Source organism: Micromonospora parathelypteridis (genome assembly GCF_014201145.1).
Lineage (GTDB): Bacteria > Actinomycetota > Actinomycetes > Mycobacteriales > Micromonosporaceae > Micromonospora > Micromonospora parathelypteridis.
In genome coordinates, this window is record NZ_JACHDP010000001.1 from 3,647,131 (window position 1) to 3,666,372 (window position 19,242).

The 19,242-nt window shown below is 70.8% G+C and carries 14 protein-coding genes; 7 read left to right on the forward strand and 7 right to left on the reverse strand.

What is annotated here, in order from left to right; genetic code table 11:
* Positions 1-13: 13 nt before the first annotated feature.
* The 4 genes from HNR20_RS16460 to ku all read right to left on the reverse strand — a co-directional run bounded on the left by HNR20_RS16460 (position 14) and on the right by ku (position 3,598).
* Positions 14-841 (reverse strand): SCO6745 family protein, encoded by an 828-nt coding sequence (locus tag HNR20_RS16460; RefSeq protein WP_184188547.1) that lies wholly within the window; start codon positions 839-841, stop codon positions 14-16.
* A 189-nt stretch (positions 842-1,030) separates the two neighbouring features.
* Complete coding sequence (locus HNR20_RS16465) at positions 1,031-1,711, reverse strand: FKBP-type peptidyl-prolyl cis-trans isomerase (RefSeq protein ID WP_184180830.1); 681 nt, start codon at positions 1,709-1,711, stop codon at positions 1,031-1,033.
* A 146-nt stretch (positions 1,712-1,857) separates the two neighbouring features.
* A complete protein-coding gene (locus HNR20_RS16470; RefSeq protein ID WP_184180832.1) occupies positions 1,858-2,496 on the reverse strand; it encodes a DUF4241 domain-containing protein in 639 nt (212 codons plus the stop codon).
* Between the two features lie 73 nt (positions 2,497-2,569).
* Positions 2,570-3,598 carry a non-homologous end joining protein Ku gene (gene ku / locus HNR20_RS16475; protein ID WP_184180834.1) on the reverse strand — a complete coding sequence of 343 codons (1,029 nt, stop codon included), beginning with the start codon at positions 3,596-3,598 and terminating at the stop codon, positions 2,570-2,572.
* Positions 3,599-3,683: 85 nt separating this feature from the next.
* Between ku and ligD (HNR20_RS16480) the strand changes: the two genes are divergently transcribed.
* The 4 genes from ligD (HNR20_RS16480) to HNR20_RS16495 all read left to right on the forward strand — a co-directional run bounded on the left by ligD (HNR20_RS16480) (position 3,684) and on the right by HNR20_RS16495 (position 7,000).
* The gene (ligD, locus tag HNR20_RS16480) at positions 3,684-4,625 is read left to right on the forward strand and encodes a non-homologous end-joining DNA ligase (protein ID WP_184180836.1); all 942 of its coding nucleotides are present in this window, start codon (positions 3,684-3,686) and stop codon (positions 4,623-4,625) included.
* The gene (gene ligD, locus HNR20_RS16485; RefSeq protein ID WP_184180838.1) at positions 4,615-5,529 is read left to right on the forward strand and encodes a non-homologous end-joining DNA ligase; all 915 of its coding nucleotides are present in this window, start codon (positions 4,615-4,617) and stop codon (positions 5,527-5,529) included. The genes ligD (HNR20_RS16480) and ligD (HNR20_RS16485) overlap by 11 nt, the downstream gene beginning before the upstream one ends.
* Before the next feature lie 62 nt (positions 5,530-5,591).
* Positions 5,592-6,110 carry a SigE family RNA polymerase sigma factor gene (locus tag HNR20_RS16490; protein ID WP_184180840.1) on the forward strand — a complete coding sequence of 173 codons (519 nt, stop codon included), beginning with the start codon at positions 5,592-5,594 and terminating at the stop codon, positions 6,108-6,110.
* Positions 6,111-6,115: 5 nt separating this feature from the next.
* Positions 6,116-7,000: a hypothetical protein gene (locus tag HNR20_RS16495; protein ID WP_184180842.1), complete on the forward strand. Its 885-nt coding sequence runs from the start codon at positions 6,116-6,118 to the stop codon at positions 6,998-7,000.
* A 55-nt stretch (positions 7,001-7,055) separates the two neighbouring features.
* Here the strand turns inward: HNR20_RS16495 and HNR20_RS16500 are convergent, their stop codons facing one another.
* Both HNR20_RS16500 and HNR20_RS16505 read right to left on the reverse strand, forming a co-directional pair.
* The gene (locus tag HNR20_RS16500) at positions 7,056-9,362 is read right to left on the reverse strand and encodes an esterase-like activity of phytase family protein (protein WP_184180844.1); all 2,307 of its coding nucleotides are present in this window, start codon (positions 9,360-9,362) and stop codon (positions 7,056-7,058) included.
* A gap of 54 nt (positions 9,363-9,416) precedes the next feature.
* Positions 9,417-10,514 (reverse strand): hypothetical protein, encoded by a 1,098-nt coding sequence (locus HNR20_RS16505; protein WP_184180846.1) that lies wholly within the window; start codon positions 10,512-10,514, stop codon positions 9,417-9,419.
* 134 nt (positions 10,515-10,648) lie between these two features.
* Here HNR20_RS16505 and HNR20_RS16510 point away from each other — a divergent pair, with 134 nt between their 5' ends.
* The 3 genes from HNR20_RS16510 (at position 10,649) to HNR20_RS16520 (ending at position 17,519) form a co-directional block, all read left to right on the forward strand.
* On the forward strand, positions 10,649-11,401 hold the full coding sequence (locus tag HNR20_RS16510) for a TIGR03089 family protein (protein WP_184180849.1): 753 nt from the start codon (positions 10,649-10,651) through the stop codon (positions 11,399-11,401).
* A gap of 246 nt (positions 11,402-11,647) precedes the next feature.
* On the forward strand, positions 11,648-16,633 hold the full coding sequence (locus HNR20_RS32705; RefSeq protein WP_184180851.1) for a carbohydrate-binding protein: 4,986 nt from the start codon (positions 11,648-11,650) through the stop codon (positions 16,631-16,633).
* A gap of 190 nt (positions 16,634-16,823) precedes the next feature.
* Positions 16,824-17,519 carry a hypothetical protein gene (locus tag HNR20_RS16520; protein WP_184180853.1) on the forward strand — a complete coding sequence of 232 codons (696 nt, stop codon included), beginning with the start codon at positions 16,824-16,826 and terminating at the stop codon, positions 17,517-17,519.
* 22 nt (positions 17,520-17,541) lie between these two features.
* Here HNR20_RS16520 and HNR20_RS16525 read toward each other — a convergent pair whose 3' ends face one another.
* A complete protein-coding gene (locus tag HNR20_RS16525; RefSeq protein ID WP_184180855.1) occupies positions 17,542-19,221 on the reverse strand; it encodes a DNA repair helicase XPB in 1,680 nt (559 codons plus the stop codon).
* Positions 19,222-19,242 lie beyond the last annotated feature (21 nt).

Sequence of the window (19,242 nt, forward strand, 5' to 3'; positions counted from 1 at the left end):
GGTGGGTGCCCGGTCAGCCGGGCAGCGCGGGCAGCCCGATCGGGCTCTCCGGCGGGATCGCCGCGTGGCAGGACCGGGCAATCGGCTCCAGCAGCTCGCGTAGCCGGTCGGTGCCGTCCTGGCCGAGTGCCTCCCACGGGTGCGCGGCAGCCCGGTCGGTGGCGTCCTCGACGGCCTGGAACTCGGCCTGGCCGTGCTCGGTCGCCGTGCCGTCGGGGGTCAGCCAGCCCCGCTGCACCAGCCGCTCGTGGGCGGCGTGCCACTGCTCCTCGGTCCAGCCCCGGCCCAGCAGGTACTGCGGTGCCGTGCCGTCCGATGCCACCCGCCAGGCCAGCGTCTCCACCGGGTCCAGCCCGGCGGCCACCAGCGCCGCCACGTGCCCGTCGCCCCGGTGCTCGCGCAGCGTGGTGGCAGCCTGCCAGAGCTGAGCGAGGGGATATTCGCCGACCGGTTGCGCCGCGTTGACCGCGCCGAGCACCCGGCCGCCCGTCTGCACCGCCGAGGCGGCCCGGACCAACAGGTCGGCGGCCTCGGCCAGATGCGTCTCCGGCAGCTCGTAGGTCAGCTCGGCGAGCGCCTGCACCGCGCCGGTCAGGCGGGCGCGCAGCGCCTCCTGCGGGGTGGCCAGGCGCCACACCGCCGGCAGCGCGCGGGCCACCATCGGCGGCGCGAAGTTGAAGAAGACGGCGATCACCGGGGCGGCCTCTACGGCACCCAGCGGCGCGGCGCGACCGGCGAAGTAACCCCGCCAGTAGCCGCGCAACCCGACCGCCTCGTACGCGGCACGGGCCCGGGGGTGCAGGTAGGTGACCGCGTGCACCGGCTCGAAATGCGCCCACATCAACCGGGCGGTCCGCCCAGGCTCGTCCAGCGCCGTCACATGCACCTCCGCGTTGCGGTCCCGGATGCTCACCCCGGGCGGCGAACCGCCCGGGGTGACGCCGAACCTACTGCCGCTGGGTGACGGGCCGGAAGCCCCATGTGAACAACTCCATCGCGCCCCGGCGACAACCGGGGCGATCCGGACAGGTCACTGGGCGGCGAGCACGTCCACCACGAAGCGCAGCGGGCCGGTCGGGCGCCCACCGGCGGCGGCGGCGTCGTTGCCGTACGCCAGCTCGCCCGGGATGTCGAGCTGCACCCGGCTGCCCACGGTCACGCCGACCAGACCCTGGTCCCAACCGGGGATGACCTGACCCACGCCGATCGGGAAGGAGGCCGGCTGGCCGGAGCTCCAGGAGGAGTCGAACTCCTTGCCGTCCTTGTAGAACACGCCCAGGTAGTTGGTGGTGATGGTCTGACCCTTCTGCACCGCCGGGCCGGTCCCCTTGATCAGCGGGGTGACCGTGAGCTTCTTGAGGTCACCCTTGCCCGCCTCCACCGTCGGCTTGCTGCCCAGCGCCGGGTCGGCGCCTGCCGGCAGCTGCGGGGCGGGGGGCGCGCCGGCCGCGTCGGGGGCCGGGGCCGAGGCGGACGGGGTCGCGTCGGCCTGGGTCTTGGGCTTGTCGTCGCCCCCGCCGATCGCCACGAAGACACCGATCAGCACCGCGGCCACGGCGACGGCGGCGAGGCTGCTGATCACCGCGTTGCGCTTCCGCCTCCGGTCGGCCGCCTTCTTCGCTGCCAACTGGGCGGCCAGCCGGCGGCCCGACTTGGTCGCCGGGCTCTGGTCCTGGCCTGCCGACCGGTTCTGCTGCGTCCGCTCGCTCACGTCGTCGACTCCCTGATGCGAAGGTGTGCCGGCACCCGGTGCCGGGGGGAAGGCCGACGCACACGGTACCCGCACCGCGGCCCCCTGTGCCTGCCGCGGACCCGCCAAATCGCCCAGGACAGCAGTACCGAGGCCTGCGCGGGCGGTTATTCCGGGACCACCATGAAGTCGGTCACGAACGACGTCACCCGGCCGTCGGCGGCCCGCCCGATCCAGGTGCCGTAGCAGCCGTCGCCCCAGCCGGTGGCCACGGTCACCACGTTGGCGCCGCTGGCCTCGTCCAGAACAGCGGTGATCAGCCCCGGGACCGGCGACGCGGGCAACTCGGCCGGGATGAAGACCTCCTCGACCCGGTCTTCGTCCCAGCCCTCCAGGGCGGCGAGCGCCGTCGGGTCGGCGAGGGTGCCGGCGCCCGCGTCCACCCCGTACCCGAAGTAGTCGTCCGCGCCGAGCGTGGCGATGTCCTGGTCGCCAGCGACGGCCAGCTCCCAGCGGGTGGTCGGCTCGTCGGAGACCACCAGCTCCAGTGCGGCCACCCGCCGGTCCACCTCGGCGTCCTCGCGGAGCACCACGGCCACCCAGGCGCGCGCGGAATGCCGCCCCGGCGGCACGGTCACCGTGAACGGCTCGGCCTCCGGGCAGACCAGCGGGTCACACCCGACCACCCGGCCGGTCGGCAACACGATGTCGCCCACCGGGTGGGCCTCGATCAGGTACGCGCCATGCTCATCGGTGAAGCGGGCACCGGGCGTCAGCAACCGGTCCAGATCAGGGGTGTACGGCATGAGGGCTCCTCCGGTGACCAGCGGCCGGCGGAGCGTACCCGGCCCGGCGGACACCGCCGTCGCTGCCGTACGGTCAGGCGCTCTTGCGGGGTGCGGTCTTGCGCGCGGCCGTCTTCTTCGCCGGCTCGGCCTTCTTCGCGGTGGTCTTCTTGGCGGCCGTCTTCTTCGCCGGCTCGGCGGTCTTCTTCTCGGCGGTCTTCTTCGCCGCTGTCTTCTTCGCCGGTGCCTTGGCCGCCTTCTTCTCGGCCGCCTTCTTGGCCGACCGGGCCGACGAGATGGGTGTCGGCTCGCCGCCACCGCCACCACCGCGTGCGGGTTGCTCGCCCCGGGCAGCCTTGGCGCGCTCCACCGAGGCCTTCAACGCGGCCATCAGGTCCACCGCGGCGGCCGGCGCCTCCTCGGCCTCCTCGGGCTGGACGACCTCCCGGCCCTCCACCTTGGCGTCGATGACCTCCTGCAGCGCCGCCCGGTAGTCGTCGGTGAAGACGTCCGGCTCGAACTCGCCGGTCATCGAGTCGATCAGGGAGCTGGCCATCGCCAGTTCCGGCGGGCGCACCTTGAGGTCCTCGTCGAGGAAACCGAAACCCGGGTTACGGATCTCGTCCGGCCAGAGCATGGTGTTGAGCAGCAGCACACCCTCGCGGACCCGGAGCGTGGCGAGCTGCTCCCGCTGGCGCAGCGCCACCTTGACGATGGCCACCCGCTCCGAGTCGATCAGCGCGTCGCGCAGCAGCACGTACGGCTTGGTCGCCGTGCCCTCCGGCTCCAGGAAGTACGCCTTGTTGTAGAGGATCGGGTCGACCTGCTCGGCCGGGACGAACTCCAGCACGTCGATCGCGCGTGAGCTGGTCAGCGGCAGGTCGGCGAAATCCTCGTCGGTGAGGATCACCATCTCGCCGCCGCCGATGTCGTAGCCCTTGGCGATGTCGTCGTAGGTGACCTCCTCGCCGCAGACCGAGCAGGTGCGCTTGTAGCGGATCCGGCCGCCGTCCTCACGGTGCACCTGGTGGAACCGAATGTCCTTCTCCTCGGTCGCGGAGTAGAGCTTCACCCCGATCGAGACGAGCCCGAACGACACGGCTCCCTTCCAGATGGCACGCATCCTGCGCTCCCTTCGCTGGTATCGACCATGCTCGCATCCGAAAGAACCTGACGCGAGGTGTTCGGCCTGCTACTACAGTCGGGTCGTGCCCGGCGCGCCGCTCAAGCCGATGCTCGCGATGACCGGGCCGCTCCCGGCGGGTGACGGCTGGGCGTACGAGTTCAAGTGGGACGGGGTCCGCGCGCTCGCCGACATCTCCGGCGGTGGTCAGCACCTGTACGCCCGCTCCGGCGTGGAGATCACCGCCGCGTACCCGGAGCTGGCCACTCTGCCCGAGCAGGTCGACGACGCGTTGCTCGACGGCGAGGTGGTGCTGTTGGGGGAGGGCGGTCAGCCGTCGTTCACCGCGTTGGCCGAGCGGATGCACGTGCGGGACCGGAACAAGGCGGCCCGGTTGGCCGCGGTCATGCCGGTCACGTACATGATCTTCGACTTGCTGAGGTTGAACGGCGACGACCTGACCGGCTGGTCGTACGAGCGACGCCGCGAGGCCCTGGAAGGGCTCGCGCTCGGCGGCGCCCGGTGGGCGGTGCCGCCGATGTTCGCCGACGGCCCGGCGACCTACGACGCGGCCGGCGAGCACGGTCTGGAAGGCGTGATGGCCAAGCGGGTAGCCGCCGTCTACCGCCCGGGGGTGCGCTCTCCGGACTGGGTGAAGGTCAAGCTGGAGGTGACCGGCGACTTCGTCATCGGCGGCTGGCGGCCGGGCGCGCGCCGGATCGGCGGGCTGCTGGTCGGGGTGCCCGGCCCGGACGGCCGGTTGATCTACCGGGGTCGGGTGGGCGGCGGGATCGGCGCCGCCATCGAACGGCAACTCCTCGCCGAGCTGGAGCCGCTGCGCTCCGGCGTGTCACCGTTCGCGCCGGGTGTGCCGCGCGAGGATGCCCGGAGCGCCATCTGGGTAAGCCCCCGGGTGGTGGTGGAGGTGAAGTACGGCCAACGCACCCCCGACGGCCGGCTGCGCTTCCCCCGGGTGCTGCGGTTGCGTCCGGACAAGCCTCCGGAGGAGGTCGACGATGCCGGCTGAGCGGCTGAGGGTGGACGTCGAGGGTCGCCCGCTGGAGCTGTCCAACCTGGACAAGGTGCTCTATCCGGCGGCCGGCTTCACCAAGGGCGAGGTGATCGACTACTACACGCGGATCTCGCCGGTGCTGCTGCCGCACCTGCGGGACCGACCGGTCACCCGGATCCGCTTCCCCAACGGGGTGGACGACAAGTCGTTCTTCGAGAAGAACACGCCGGCGGCGACCCCGGACTGGGTACGCGTGGAGAATCTGCCCGCCCCCGGGTCGACCAAGGGCCGGGAGACCATCGACTACGTGGTCGCCGACGATCTCCCCACCCTGGTGTGGCTGGCCAACCTGGCCGCGCTGGAGCTGCACACGCCGCAGTGGAAGGTCGGCGAGCACCCGGACATGCTGGTGGTCGACCTGGACCCGGGGCCGCCGGCCGGGCTCGCCGAGTGTTGCCCGGTGGCGGTGTTGATGCGCGACCGCCTCGCTCTCGACGGGGTCGAGTCGTACCCGAAGACGTCGGGCAAGAAGGGCATGCAGCTCTGCTGCCCGATTGCCGGCACTCAGTCCTCCGATGACGTCTCCACCTACGCCCGGCGGATCGCGCAGGAGTTGGAGCAGGCCCACCCGAAGCTGATCGTGTCGAAGATGGCGAAGAACCTGCGCCCCGGCAAGGTCTTCATCGACTGGAGTCAGAACAACGCGGCGAAGACGACGGTGGCGCCGTACTCGCTGCGAGCCCAGTCGGTGCCATCGGTGTCGACGCCGCTGACCTGGGACGAGGTCGAGGCCGGCGCCCGCGGCCGGAAGCCGGCCGTCCGCCAGTTCGTCGCCGCCGAGGTCCTGGCCCGGGTCGAGGAGTACGACGACCTGCTCGCTCCACTGCTGGACGGCGGCCCGGAACTGCCGGTGCGCTGACGGCTGCCGACAACTTCCGGGAGACGTGACAACCTCCGGTGACCTACCGGCGTGTAAGGCGCGTGACCGACCAACAGAACCCACTTTCCGCGGCGGACCGGTCCTACGTCGCGTTCGTCGAGGTGGCGTGGCAGCGACATATCCGGCTGGCCATGCTGCTCAGCGGCGACCGGTGGCGAGCCGAGGAGCTGCTCCAGGACAGCCTGGTCAAGGTCTACGAGCGGTGGCGGCGGCTGTCCCGGCTCGGTGACCCACACGCCTACCTACGCCGGGCCCTGGTCAACAACCACACGTCCAGTTGGCGGCGGCGTCGACGCGAGAGTCTCTTCGCGGACGTCCCCGACCGGGCCACCCCGGCGGACGTCATCGGCCCGGACGCGGTCGTCCTGCGCCGGGCGCTGATGTCGCTGACGGCGAAGCAGCGAGCGGTGGTGGTGCTCCGCCACTACGAGGACCTGAGCGAGCGCGAGGTCGCCCAGGTGCTGGGTTGTTCGCTCGGCACGGTCAAGAGCCAGAACGCCCGCGCGCTGGGCAAGCTTCGCCACCTCCTTGAAGAATCCTTCGACCCGGTAAGCAGGTGATAGTCATGAACAACATCGATGACCGTCTCGTCCAAGGGCTGCACGACATCGTCGACGGCGCAACGGACTCCGCACCTCCGGTGGGGGCGCTGATCGATCGCGGTCGGCGGGGCCGCCGACGCCGGACCACCGCGCTGGTCGGTACGACGTGCGCGTTGTTGGCGCTGGGCGTCGGCACTGCCGTGACGGTGACGACGAACTCCCCGCCGAGCAGTCCCGGCGTCACCGTGGAGGCCGCGCGGCCGGAGTCGGTCCCGCCGGCGATGCGGCTGGTCTCGGCCGCCGCGGCCAGCGAGAACATCAGTTACCGGATGCGGCTGACCAACTCGGGCCCGGGCGGGCTGACCTATGAGGGCGCGTTCGACCCGAGGACCGCCACCGGCTACGTCCGCGCGCCGCAGGACGACTCGGTCATGACCGAGCTGCTGATCGACGGCACCCGCTACGAGGGTGGGGAACGACCGCTGGGCAAGCTGCCGGCGGACAAGGGCCCGGGCGAGACGTACGGCCGGTACGGGCAGTACCCGGGGAAGTACGACCGGCTCTCCCTCTACGCGGACGGGAACGGGGTCCTGGGCGCCGCCGAGCCCGACCCGGCCGCCCTGTTCGCAGCGTTGAAGCGGGAGAACGCGACCGTCACCGAGAACCCGGACGGCACGCTGCACTTCACCTACAGCACGACCGACAAGGACGGGTCGAGCAGCACGGCCGGCGACGTCACGCTGGACGGCGACGGCCGGATCGCCAAGGTGGCGTTCACCTTCACCTGGCAGTCGACGCTGAAGGGCCGACTCGACACCGGGACGGTCGACTCGACTCTCGAACTGTTCGACTACGGCGTCGAGGTGACGGTCAAGCGCCCGACCGACGTCGTGCTGGTCAAGGCGTAGACCCGCGAGGCCCGGCGTCCACCAGTGTGGACGCCGGGCCGAGGCGCATGACGGATCAGCGGTGTCCGAAGACCTTCCGGCTGGAGCCGAGGCGCAGGAGCACGGTCTCGCCGGTCGCGTCCTGGACCGCGTCGTTGTCGGTGATCGCGTACACCTCGCCGTTGCCGGCCACGGTCAGACCCTCCAACTTCTCCTGGGTCCAGCCGTTGGTGGCGCGCAGCGCGGGCAGCACGTCGACCGCGAGGGTCTTCGGCAGCACCGTCAGCGGGCCGGTCGCCGCGGCACCCGGCAGCGGCACCGTGTAGATCCGCTTGACCGTGGCAGCCGGGCCGTTCAGCTTGTCCCGCTCGATCACCGCGAGCCGGTCGCCGACCATGGTGATCTCGGAGAGGCCCATCCAGTCGCCGGGCACGGTGGTGGCGCCCAACTGGTAGCCGAACCAGCTCCAGGTGCCCGCCGTGACGTCGTAGCGACCGAGCCGGACGATCCCGGCCGGGTCGGTGCTCAGTTCCCGCTGCACGGCCACCCAGACGATCTCCCGACCCTGCCGGTCGGTGGTCGCGGTGACTCCCTCCAGGCCCTGCTTGGCCAGGCCGGCGGCGACCTCGGCGGGCAGCGCGACGGTCTGCCGGGTCACCCCGGCGGCGTCGAGCCGGACCAGCTTGTTCTCCGCACCCTTGGCACCCTCGACGGCGAGCCAGAAGCCACCCTGCGGGCGGGCGAAGATGCCCTCCGCGTCGTACCCGACCGGCACGCCGGCCGCGTCCTTCACCGGCAGCGCGCCGGTGATCACGGCGGGGGTCCGCTTCGCGTCGATGGTCAGGATGCGGGTCTGGCTGTACGCCGCGTCGGTGACGCTGTAGAGCTGGTCCCGCTTGCCCGGAACCGCGCTCAGCGCGCCGAGGGCGCCCCAACCGATCGGCGTACCGGCCCGGTCGGTGTCGGAGACGATGCTCGGGAAGGCCGGCGTGCCCTTGCCGAGTTGGAACAGCGACACCGAGGCCCGGACGTTCACCGAGGCGTCGTCCTCCTCGCTGGAGACCGCGAGCAGCCCACGTGACGGGATGGGCAGCAGCCCTTCCGGCCCGTTCGTGGTCGGCAGGATCTGCTTGAACACCGGCGCCGTCGGGCGGCTGAGGTCGTAGACGGCGACGAAGTTGCTGCGCTCCGAGCCGACGAACGCGTACCGCACGCCGTCGTACTCGGCGACGGCCACACCCTCCGGCTCGGTGCCCTTCTTGCCGGCCCGGTCCTCGTTGTGGAAGCCGTACGTGACGGCGAGCCGCTCGAAGGTGTTACCGGCGTCCCAGGCGACGCGCCCGGTGCGACTGTCGAAGACCGACCAGCCGCGGGTGCCGCCGTGCCAGTCGCCCTCGTTGGCCGTGGTCAGGTAGCGGTCGTCGACCCAGGCCACCGCGTCCGGCTCGCGCGGCACGTCGGTGATGCTGCCGGTCAGGTCGATGACACCGTCCTTCACGGTGTCGATCCCGCTGATCGTGGCGGTGCCGGCGCTGAACACCTTGGTGATCCGACCGGTGGGCAGGTCGATCAGGGCGACGCCGTTGTTCTCCTGCAGGGTCACGGCCAACTGGTTGTGGCTGTTGATCGAGACGTACTCCGGCTCCGGGTCGGTCGGCGCGGCGAGACCGGCCTGGACCAGGGCGGGCAGCGCGCTCCCGCCGGCGCCGGTCAGCGCGACCGGCCGCAACCGCCAACCGGCCGGGGACTTACCGGTCAGGTCGACGATCTGCACGAAGCCGGCGGGGGCCTGGGGCAGGTCGCCCTCCTCGCCGCCGGGCGGGGTGGCCTCCTCGTCGCGCTCGTTCTCGATGGCGATCGCGGCGTACCGCTTGTCCTTGCTGATCGCGATCGAGTCGGGCTGACCACCGAGGTCGAAGCTCGCCACCCGCTTGCGGCTGGCCAGCTCGATCACGTCGAGCCGACCGGACGGCTCGGTGTAGCTGCTGCTGGTGTTCACGACCACCAGCACGTATTTGCCGACCACGGCGACCGAGGTGGGCTCGTCCTCGGCGTTGCCGAGCTGTGCCAGGGAGAGTGTGCCGAGGCCGCGCGGCCGGTCGGCACGGGAGATGTCCAGGAAACCGATGCGCCGGGCCAGCGCGTCGGTGTGGATCAGGGTGCGGCCGTCCTCGCTGACCGCCGAGATCTCGGCGACCGTCGCGGTCGCCGGGTCCTCACCGGCCGGACGGTTCTGGAACACCGGGTACGTGGCGACCCGGTCGAAGGCGAGCGACGTACCCGGGTGGTGGTGTCCGCCGGCCGACGCGGGGGTGGCCCCGGTCAGGCTGGCGGCGGCGACACCGGCTGCGGTGAGCGCGGTGAATGCTCTTCTGAGTGTCAAGGACTTCCTCCGTTAGGTCGTACCCGCACGGAGGCTGACACCTGTGGGGGAGCGTCAGCTTGCGCCGACATGAACACTCGGCGAAGCACGGCGCAGCCGCCACCACGCTCCGCCGATCAGGGCGACCGTGATGACGGTGACCGCGACGTCACCGGCCAGGGCCGCCGCCGGGCTCGCCGGCGAGTAGGGCGGCACCAGGTACGCGAACGCGGCCGCGGTGACCAGGCTCGCCGTGCCGGCGGCGAGAACGTGCCGCTGTCCCCAACCCGTGCGCGACGACCAGTACGCGATCAGCCCTCCGACCGCAGCCGCGAGCGCCAGCGCGATGGCCACCCCTGGCCAGCCCGGCGTCAGGTCGGTGCCGAATCGGACGAGGACCACCACCACGCCCACCCAGAGCGGGTGCGGTGCACGGCGTCCGCGTCCGGGCGTACCCGGCTCGGCCGGTCTGGGGCTCCGGTGGCGCCAGCGGGGCAGCAGAGCGGCCGCGACGAGGGCGAGGACCACGGTTGCGGCGAAGGTCAACTGGAGCGGGCTGGCCACGAAGTCCTTCCGGCCGCTGCTGTCGGAGAAGATCAGCAGACTGCCCAGCAGGTAGATCAGACCGACGACGACGAGTCCGGGCCGGCCCAGCCACGGCCGACGCCGGCGATCCGCCCCGAGGAACGACTCGATGAGCACGATCGGCGCGCAGATGGTCAGCGCGATGTGATTGCCCACGTAGTCGAAGGCCTGACGGAGGCTGAATTCGAGCCCCGGCACCAGCGTCGCCTCGGCGGCGGCGCGGGAGTCGGCGTACTGCGTGTCGTCCAGGAAGCCGGGGTTGAACAGCGACTGGTCGACCAGGCCGGCCTGGAGCACACCGAACGCGGCGGCGAGCAGCACGATCGTCGGCCAACCCGCGCCGAGGTGCCGGGCGGTCTCCCGGATCAGGATCGCCGCGCCGCCGTACATCGGGCTCAGGATGAGCAGCACCAGCAGGAAGTCGCCGATGGCGAAGCCACCCCACGAGCACTCCGCCGCCCAGGGCGCGAGCAGCAGCAACGCGATCACCGGCAGGAGCCGGCGGCGCAGCGGAAGGCGGTCGGTAGTGGCAGTGCGGTCGGCGGTCGCGGTTGGGTCGGCGGTCGCGGGGTGGGGCTCGGACGGCATGGGCGCTCTCCTCGGGGGTCACCTCGTACCGTTCTTGAGCCAGCCGGCCAGCCGCTACGGCCATCGGCCGACGACGGGTTCGACCAAAGTCGTTGAGTAGGGTGAGGCCGACGTCGCACTCGGGGAGCGTGAAGATGCAGCCAACCGTCACGGCCGACCTGGTGGCAGAGTCCGCCGACGCCGAGCGCCCGCTGGTCAGTTACCGCGACGAGGCGACCGGCGAGCGGGTCGACCTGACCGCACAGCAGGTCGGCTCCTGGGCGGCGCGCAGCGCGAGCATGCTGCGGGACGGCTGCGGGCTCGGCCCGGGCAGCCGCGTAGCGGTGTTGTTGCCGGCGCACTGGCGTACCGCAGCGGTGTTGTTGGGCGCGTGGGCATCCGGCCTGGCGGTGTCGGTCCGGCCTCGCGCCACCGCGGGCCTGCCCGTGCTGGAACCGGGCGGCGACCGGCCGTTCGACGCGGTCTTCGTGACGCCGGAACGGCAGGACGACTGGCTGGAGGACGTGCCGGACGCCACGCACCGCTACCTCGTCGGCATCGGCCCCGGGCGACTCGCCGACGTGCCGCTGGGCTGGCTCGACTGGTCCGCCGAGGTGCTCCGCTACGGCGAGGCGACGCCCGACCACTCCGCGATCCACCCGTCGGATCCGGCCAGCGCGGACGGCACGACCTACGGTCAGTGGGGTGCGCTCGCCCAGGAGGTCGCCGCGATGCTGGACCTGCGTGCCGGTGACCGACTGCTGGTCGACGCGGCCGAGCACGAGCAGCCGCTGAAGTGGCTGCTCGCTCCGCTCTCCGCCGGCGCGTCCGTGGTCATCAGCGCCAACCTCGACCCGGCGCAGCGGGACACGATCGTCGCAGCCGAGCAGATCACCCGGGTCCTCTGAGCCTTCCGGCTCAATTGATCAACTAACTGTTCATCCGTACAGCGCCCGCCTCTCACCGGGCTTGGCTGGCGCGTTCGTCATGAGGCGGCAGGGTCACTGACCGGCTGCGCCCTCCGGCGTGCCACAGCACCTGTAGACCGGAGCGCTGGCATGCCCCCTACCGCACGTTGGCCCCGCCGTGTCGTGGCGAGCCTTCCCACGTCGGTGGCGATGACCTCGCTCCGTTCACTAAGGAGAGAACTCGCCATGACGCACGCACCACGTGCGCGTAGGAAGCGAACACGCGGACTCCTGTCCGCGGTGGCGCTCGTCCTCATCGCCGGACCGGCGACGGCCTTCGGCCCCACCCTGGCAGGGGCGCAGACGGTCCCGACCAGCGGTAACGCACCGTTGATCAACCTGACCGACGGGCAGAACGTCGAGGGCAAGGTCCCCGTCGTCGTCGAGCCGGTGACGGAGAACGATTCCGTGACCACCCTCGCGGTCGACGGCGACAGGATCGGCGCCGACAAGACCGCCGGCACCGCCCACTTCGCCTTCGAGATGGGTGGCAACGGCACCGAGGCCCGCTACCGCAACTACGTCACCGTCAACACGCACACCGCCGAAGCGGACCGCGTCTACCTCCCGGACATCCCCGGCGGGCAGGTCGGCACCCTCGACTTCCCGGGTGACTGGCTGCAGCCCGGGGCGAACACCGTCACCGTCCACACCGGAGCGAACTGGGTCGACTCGACCACCAAGACCGCCGTCGGCTACGAGGAGTTGCCCAACGGTGAGGGTGGCCGCTGCCCCAACTACGACGACTACGCGCTGAGCAGCATCAGCCTCAGCCTGCTCGGCGTGGTCGCCGACGGCGAGCAGAACCTGTTCAGCTACAGCTTCGGTGACGGCACCTGCGGCACCTCGGCGAAGCTGCTCAACCAGGATCTGACCTTCGTCATCTCCGGCGAGCCGGGCAGCACGTCGGGCCTGCGTACCGACCTCGACACCACCAAGCTCCCCAACGGTACGCACACCGTCAGCGCGACGACCCAGTCGGGCGCGAAGACGTCCGTCACCGTCGACGTCAACAACGCCCCCGCCGGCGCGGCGGCGGTGACCCCCGGAGACGGTGCCCGCGTACGCGGCACCCGCCCGGTGATCGCCGCGCTGCCCAACGGCGGCAAGGAGCACGTCGAGTCGCTCGCCATCGACGACAAGCCCGCCGAGAACGCGGAGACGTTGGCCGCTGGCACCGCCACCCTCGGCCTCACCATCGAGGCCGGCAACTCGGTCGAGGCGCGTTACCAGAACTACGCGCTGGTCAACGGGCACCGGGTCGACCTCGGCGGAGACTACGGCGCCACCGGGGCGGAGGACGCCAAGATCGCGTTCCCGACCCGTTTCCTGCACCTCGGTGACAATGTCGTCGAGGTCCGCACCGGCGACTACAACGGCACCGTGAGCGGTGCGACCTGCGCCAACCACGACGACTTCAAGCTCACCCGGGCGGCGACGAGCCTCACGCTGAGCACCGCGGGTACGGTGGCGGCCGGCACCACGTACCTCGTCACCACCAGCGGCACGACCGTGACGAAGGCGGAGACGACCGCGGCCTCACTGGCGTTGGGCGACGGGACCTGCGCGGCCAACAAGGACGCGGAGTTCCACTTCACCATCGACGGCGCGCCCACGACGCGTACGGTCGACACGCTCGGCAGCGGCGGTGACGCGCACCTGAAGGTGTTCGTCGGCGGCAACGGCAGCGACAACGGCTACGACAACACGGTGCTGATCAACGGCATCCCGTTGGAGATCGGCATGTGGGAGAAGGAGGTCGCCGACCTCGCCTTCCCGAACGAGTGGCTGGTGCCGGGCGTCAACGCCATCGAGTTCGTCGCCGGCAACGACCGCGGCAGCGCCAAGCCGGGTGGCTGCGACAACTTCGACGACTTCACCCTGCGGGACTTCCAGTTGCTGCCGACCGGGGCGAAGGCGACCCAGCTGACCCGCTCGATCGCGCAGACGACCGTCACCATCGGCTCGGGGAGCTACCCGGCCGGTTCCCAGGTGACCACGTACATCGGTGACGGCACCTGTGGCAGCAGCTACAACGCGGTGCTGACCAAGATGGTCCTGTTCGACGTCACCGCGCAGGACGGCTCGGCGTTGCCGGCGCTGGGCAAGCGCGCGGACGTCGACACCACGACGATCGCGGACGGCGCCCACACCATCAAGGCGGTCGTCGGGGACAAGACCTCGACGCGGCGCTTCACCACCGACAACACCGCGCCGGAGATCGAGAGCAGCGTTCCGGCCGCCGGGCAGCGGTTGACCTCGACCGTCGCGCTCAACATCAAGGTCAAGGACGCAACCGGCGTGGCCGGTACGCCGACCATCACGCTGGACGGCGCGGCCGTCAAGCAGGGTGACCAGATCGGCCACGGCCTGCCGGCCGGGGAGCACACCATCACGCTGACGGCGACCGACGCGCTCGGCAACACCGCCACCCGCGAGGTGCGTTTCAGCAGCGCGAGCATCCCGGACGTCCCGACCGAGCTCAACTCGACCGTCAAGGGCACCGACCCGCTCTCGGCGGAACTCTCCGCCCGGATCCCCGGCGCCGAGGGTGTCGGGTTGACCGCCACCTTCACCAAGGCGGACGTGGTCCTGCCGACCGAGGGCTACCAGGGCGAGGCGGCCGACGTGCCGACCACGCTCGACGTCCAGCACGACAAGAGCGTGGACGTCACCTCGCTGCGTCCGCTCGACGGCGCGACGATCGACACCGCGTCCAGCCGCGCGGTGGTCTTCCAGCGGTACGACCTGCCGCTGGGGGCGACCAAGCAGGAGCCGACGCTGCGCTGGTCGGGCACCATCGACCCGGCGCGGATCGTGGCGCTGCGGGCATGGAACCCGGCAACCAAGAAGTGGGTCGTGCTGACCAGTTCGCGGGGGCAGACCGGGCAGGACACCGTCCTGACCGCGCAGGTCGAGGCCGGCTACCGCGACAGCGGGACCGTGCACGTGCTGGTCACGGGTGAGGACCCGTTCGCCGACGACCTGTCCCCGCACGACTCGTCGGCGCAGAACGACAAGGATCGCTTCGAGGACCCTGCCTCGTACGACTTCTCGTTGGCGCACTTCACCGACACCCAGTACATCACCGAGGGTGCGGCCGGCGGCACGTACGACGACTTCGACGGCAAGGCCGAGCCCTCGGACGTCGAGACGGTCGAGGAGCAGGCGATCTGGTCGGCCGCGTACCGCGACCAGATGCAGTGGATCGCCGACAACGCGGCAAGCCGCAAGATCGCGTACGCCGCGCACACCGGTGACGTCATCGAGAACGACTACTACGACCCGCTGGCCACCAACCCGGACGGTTCGCTGAAGCGGCCCGGTCTCCACGAGCAGGTTGAGAAGGAACTGGCGACCGCCTCCGGATTCCAGAAGATCCTCGACGACAACGGCGTCGTCAACCAGGTCATCGCGGGTAACCACGACGACCAGTTGGGTGCCGAGACGGGCCCGACGTCCCGGTTCAGCCGGACCTTCAGCGCCGACCGCTACTACGGGACGGCCAAGTCCTGGCCGAAGGGCACCGAATACCACGCGTGGGACGAGGTGACCAAGGCCGACGGATCCGTAACGCCGGGTAAGGACAACCAGAACAACTACCTGCTCTTCTCCGCCGGTGGTCTGGACTTCGTCGCGGTCGGCCTGTCGTACGGCGTGACGCCGGCGGAGGCCAAGTGGGCGGACTCGATCTTCAAGCGGTACAAGGACCGCAACGGGATCCTGCTCTCCCACGACTACCTGAAGCCGTCGGCCAACCCCGACGGTCGCGGGGCGGACTTCTCCGCGCCGGACGGCTCGCCGCTCTTCAAGCAGGTCGTCGAGACCAACGCGAACGTCTTCCTGGTCCTCGCCGGTCACGAGCACGGCGTCGGCACCAACCTGAAGTCGAAGATCGGCGTCACCGTCAGCCACGACGTCGTCGAGTTGCTCGCCGACTACCAGTTCTACACGGTCACCGCCGGGGAACTCTGGCCGAACCAGGTCGCCGCCGACGGCACCATCGACGTCAACGGTGACGGCAAGGCAGACCACAAGGCCACCGACCGGTTGCAGTTCGGCGCGAGCTTCCTGCGCCTGCTGCAGTTCGACGTGGACCGGGCCGAGATGCACATCGACACGTACTCGCCGCTGCTCAAGAACTTCGGAGCGACCGAGTACGACATCCGCCAGGACGGCAGCCAGACCAAGCCGCGGTACAACGGCTCGGAGGACAACCTGACGCTGCCGGTGGACCTCACCACCCGTAAGACGTCGTTCACGACCGACTCGCTCGCCGCGTACGTGCCGTCGGGCACGGTCGGCACCGACGAGGTCACCTCGAACGGCGTCGCCACGACGACCTGGGACAAGCTCCTGCCGGGCACCTCGTACGGCTGGATCGTCTCCGCGAAGAGCGCCGACGGTGGCGAGGCGGTGGCCCAACCGGCCGTGTTCCGTACCGCCAAGCAGGTCCCGACGATGACCGTCACCGCCGCCCCGACCAACTGGGGCACCGCGGCGACGGTGACCGTGAAGGTCGCGGCCGGCAGCACGCCGGTCACCGGTGCGGTGGAGTTGCGCGAGGGTACGACCATCCGCGGTTCGGCCACGGTGACCAACGGTGCCGCGACGTTCACCCTTCCGGTGGGCCTCGCGGGCGGCCAGCACACGCTGACCGCGTCGTACCCGGGCGATGAGCACCTCACGCCGGTGGAGGCCACCGCCACCCTGACGGTGAACCTGCCGGCGGAGTGGAGTTCGTCGACGGTCTACAACGACGGGGACCGGGCGACCTACCAGGGCAGGGTCTTCCGGGCCTCCTGGTACACGAAGAACCAGAAGCCGGGCGCCGATCCGAACGGCGCGTGGCAGGAAATCGCCATGACCGAGGACGGCACCTCGGTCTGGACCGCGTCGCGTGTCTTCAACGCCGGTGAGTTCGCCATGTACGACGGCAAGAAGTGGCGGGCCCAGTGGTACACCCGCAACCAGAAGCCAGGCGACCGCAACGGTTCCTGGGAGGAGATCGCCCCGACCCCGCCGGACAACAGCCCGGCGGCCTGGACGCTCACGAAGGTGTACAACGCCGGTGACCGGGTGTCCTTCAAGGGTCATGTCTACGAGGCCAAGTGGTGGACCCGCGGCCAGGAGCCGGGTGACAAGAACGGCCCCTGGAAGCTGATCAAGTAATCAGGTTCGCGTAACGCCGGCCCGGGACCGTTTCGGTCCCGGGCCGGTGCGCTCTCTTCACCCGTCCGGTGGAGCCCACCCGTTCCACCAACTCTCACGTTTCACCTGCTCCTACGCTTCGCCGAAGGCAGGTGGCACCTGTGCGGGCGGCGGAAGGGCGATGGCGGTGTCGAGGCGTACACGTCGGATTGTGGGTTCGGCGGTGGCCGGCGGCCTGTTCGCCCTCGGGGTGATCGCGCCGGGACCGGCGGCGGCGCCGCTACCCCGCGCGGCCCACGCCGACGGCCCGGTGGCCCCCGAAGCGCGTGCGCCGCGTCCGCCGCTGCTCCCGGCCGACTTCCAGGGGACGGGCCGGTACATCGTGCGTGACCTCGGCATCGACGTGCCGTTCACCTGGCAGGGCAGGGATGGCAACAGCCAGATGATCGCCGGCGGCCCTGAGCACCCGATCTGGTTCACGAACCTGATCTACGAGAACACGCTCTACACGCTCACCTACAAGTGGCCGAACATTCCGCTGTTCCCGCCGCGCGCGTGCAGCAAGGTCCCGGGGTTCTTCAACCGGCAGATCTTCAACGACAAGCTGAAGACCGCGCGCTTCGTCGGGCCCGAGATCCTGCAGGGCGAGAAGGACCGGCACGTCGACCACTGGCGGGTCGGGGTCGTCGGGGGCTCCACCGTGCCGGGGGAGTTCTTCCGGTTCCCGCTCGCGCTCGGCGACATCTACGTCGACCAGCACGACCCGAGCCGCTGGTGGCAGGTGCTGCAGTTCGGCCTGCAGAACCTCTTCGACCCAGAGCTGGACGAGTGGTTCACGATGGACACCTTCGAGCACCGGCCCGGAGTGGTCACCCTCCCCGACCGCTGCCCACCCCCGACCTCCTGACGTCGCGAGTTGATGAACTCGGTCAGTCGAAGGACGGTAGGGACGGGCCGAGGACGTCGTCCGCGTCGACGATCGTGTACGCGTACCCCTGCTCGGCCAGGAACCGCTGCCGGTGTGCCGCGTACTCCGTGTCGATCGTGTCCCGGGAGACGACCGTGTAGAAGTGCGCCTGCCGGCCATCCGCCTTCGGCCGCAGCACCCGACCCAGCCGCTGCGCCTCCTCCTGGCGCGACCCGAACGTCCCCGACACCTGGATCGCCACCGCCGCCTCGGGCAGGTCGATGGAGAAGTTGCCAACCTTCGAGATCACCAACGTGCGGATCTCGCCGGTGCGGAACGCGTCGAAGAGGCGCTCCCGCTCCTTGTTGGTGGTCGAGCCCTGGATGATCGGCGCATCCAGGTATTCGCCGAGCTGATGCAACTGGTCGATGTACGCGCCGATCACCAGCACCTGGTCGTCCGGGTGCCGGTCGACAAGCGCCTTCACCACCGGCAGCTTCGTGCGGGCGGTCGCCGCCATCCGGTAGCGCTCCTCGGCCTCCGCCGTCGCGTACGACATCCGCTCCGCGTCGGTCAGCGTCACCCGGACCTCGGTGCACTCGGCCGGGGCGATCCAGCCCTGCGACTCGATGTCCTTCCACGGCGCGTCGTACCGCTTCGGGCCGATCAGGCTGAACACGTCACCCTCGCGGCCGTCCTCGCGTACCAGAGTCGCCGTGAGGCCCAACCGGCGGCGGGCCTGGAGGTCCGCGGTGAACCGGAAGATCGGTGCCGGCAGCAGGTGTACCTCGTCGTAGACGACCAGGCCCCAGTCGCGGGCCCCGAACAGGTCCAGGTGGGTGAACGCGCCGCCGCGCCGTGAGGTGAGCACCTGGTACGTCGCGATGGTGACCGGGCGGATCTCCTTGCGCTCCCCGGAGTACTCCCCGATCTCCTCCTCGGTCAGCGACGTGCGGGCGATCAGCTCCCGCTTCCACTGCCGGCCGGCGACGGTGTTGGTGACCAGGATCAGCGTGGTCGCCTTCGCCTCGGCCATCGCCGCCGCGCCGACCAGGGTCTTGCCGGCGCCGCAGGGCAGCACCACCACACCCGACCCGCCGGCCCAGAACGCCTCGACAGCCTCCCGCTGGTACGACCGCAGCGTCCACGGCTTGCGCCCGTCCTTGCCGGCCTCGGCCAGCTCGATCGGGTGCGCCTCACCGTCGACGTAACCGGCCAGGTCCTCCGCCGGCCAGCCCAGCTTGAGCAGCGCCTGCTTGAGCCGGCCGCGCTCGGACGGGTGCACCCGGATGGTGTCGTCGTCGATCTTGTCGCCGAGCATCCCGGCGAGCTTCTTGCTCTTGGCCACCTCGATCAGCACCAGCCGGTCCAGTGCGCGCAGCACCAGCCCGTACGCCGGGTCGTTGGCGAGCTGGAGCCGGCCGTACCGGTCCATCGTCTCGGCCACGTCCACCAGCAGCGCGTGCGGCACCGGATAACGGGAGTACTTGATCAGCGAGTCGACCACACCCTCCGCGTCGTGCCCCGCCGCCCGGGCGTTCCACAGGCCCAGCGGGGTCAGCCGATAGGTGTGCACGTGCTCCGGCGAGCGCTCCAACTCGGCGAACGGCGCGATCGCCATCCGGCAGGCCTGCGCGTCGGGGTGGTCGATCTCCAGCAGCAGGGTCTTGTCCGACTGCACGATCAGTGGTCCACCGCTCACGCCAGCGTCCTCTCCTCGGTT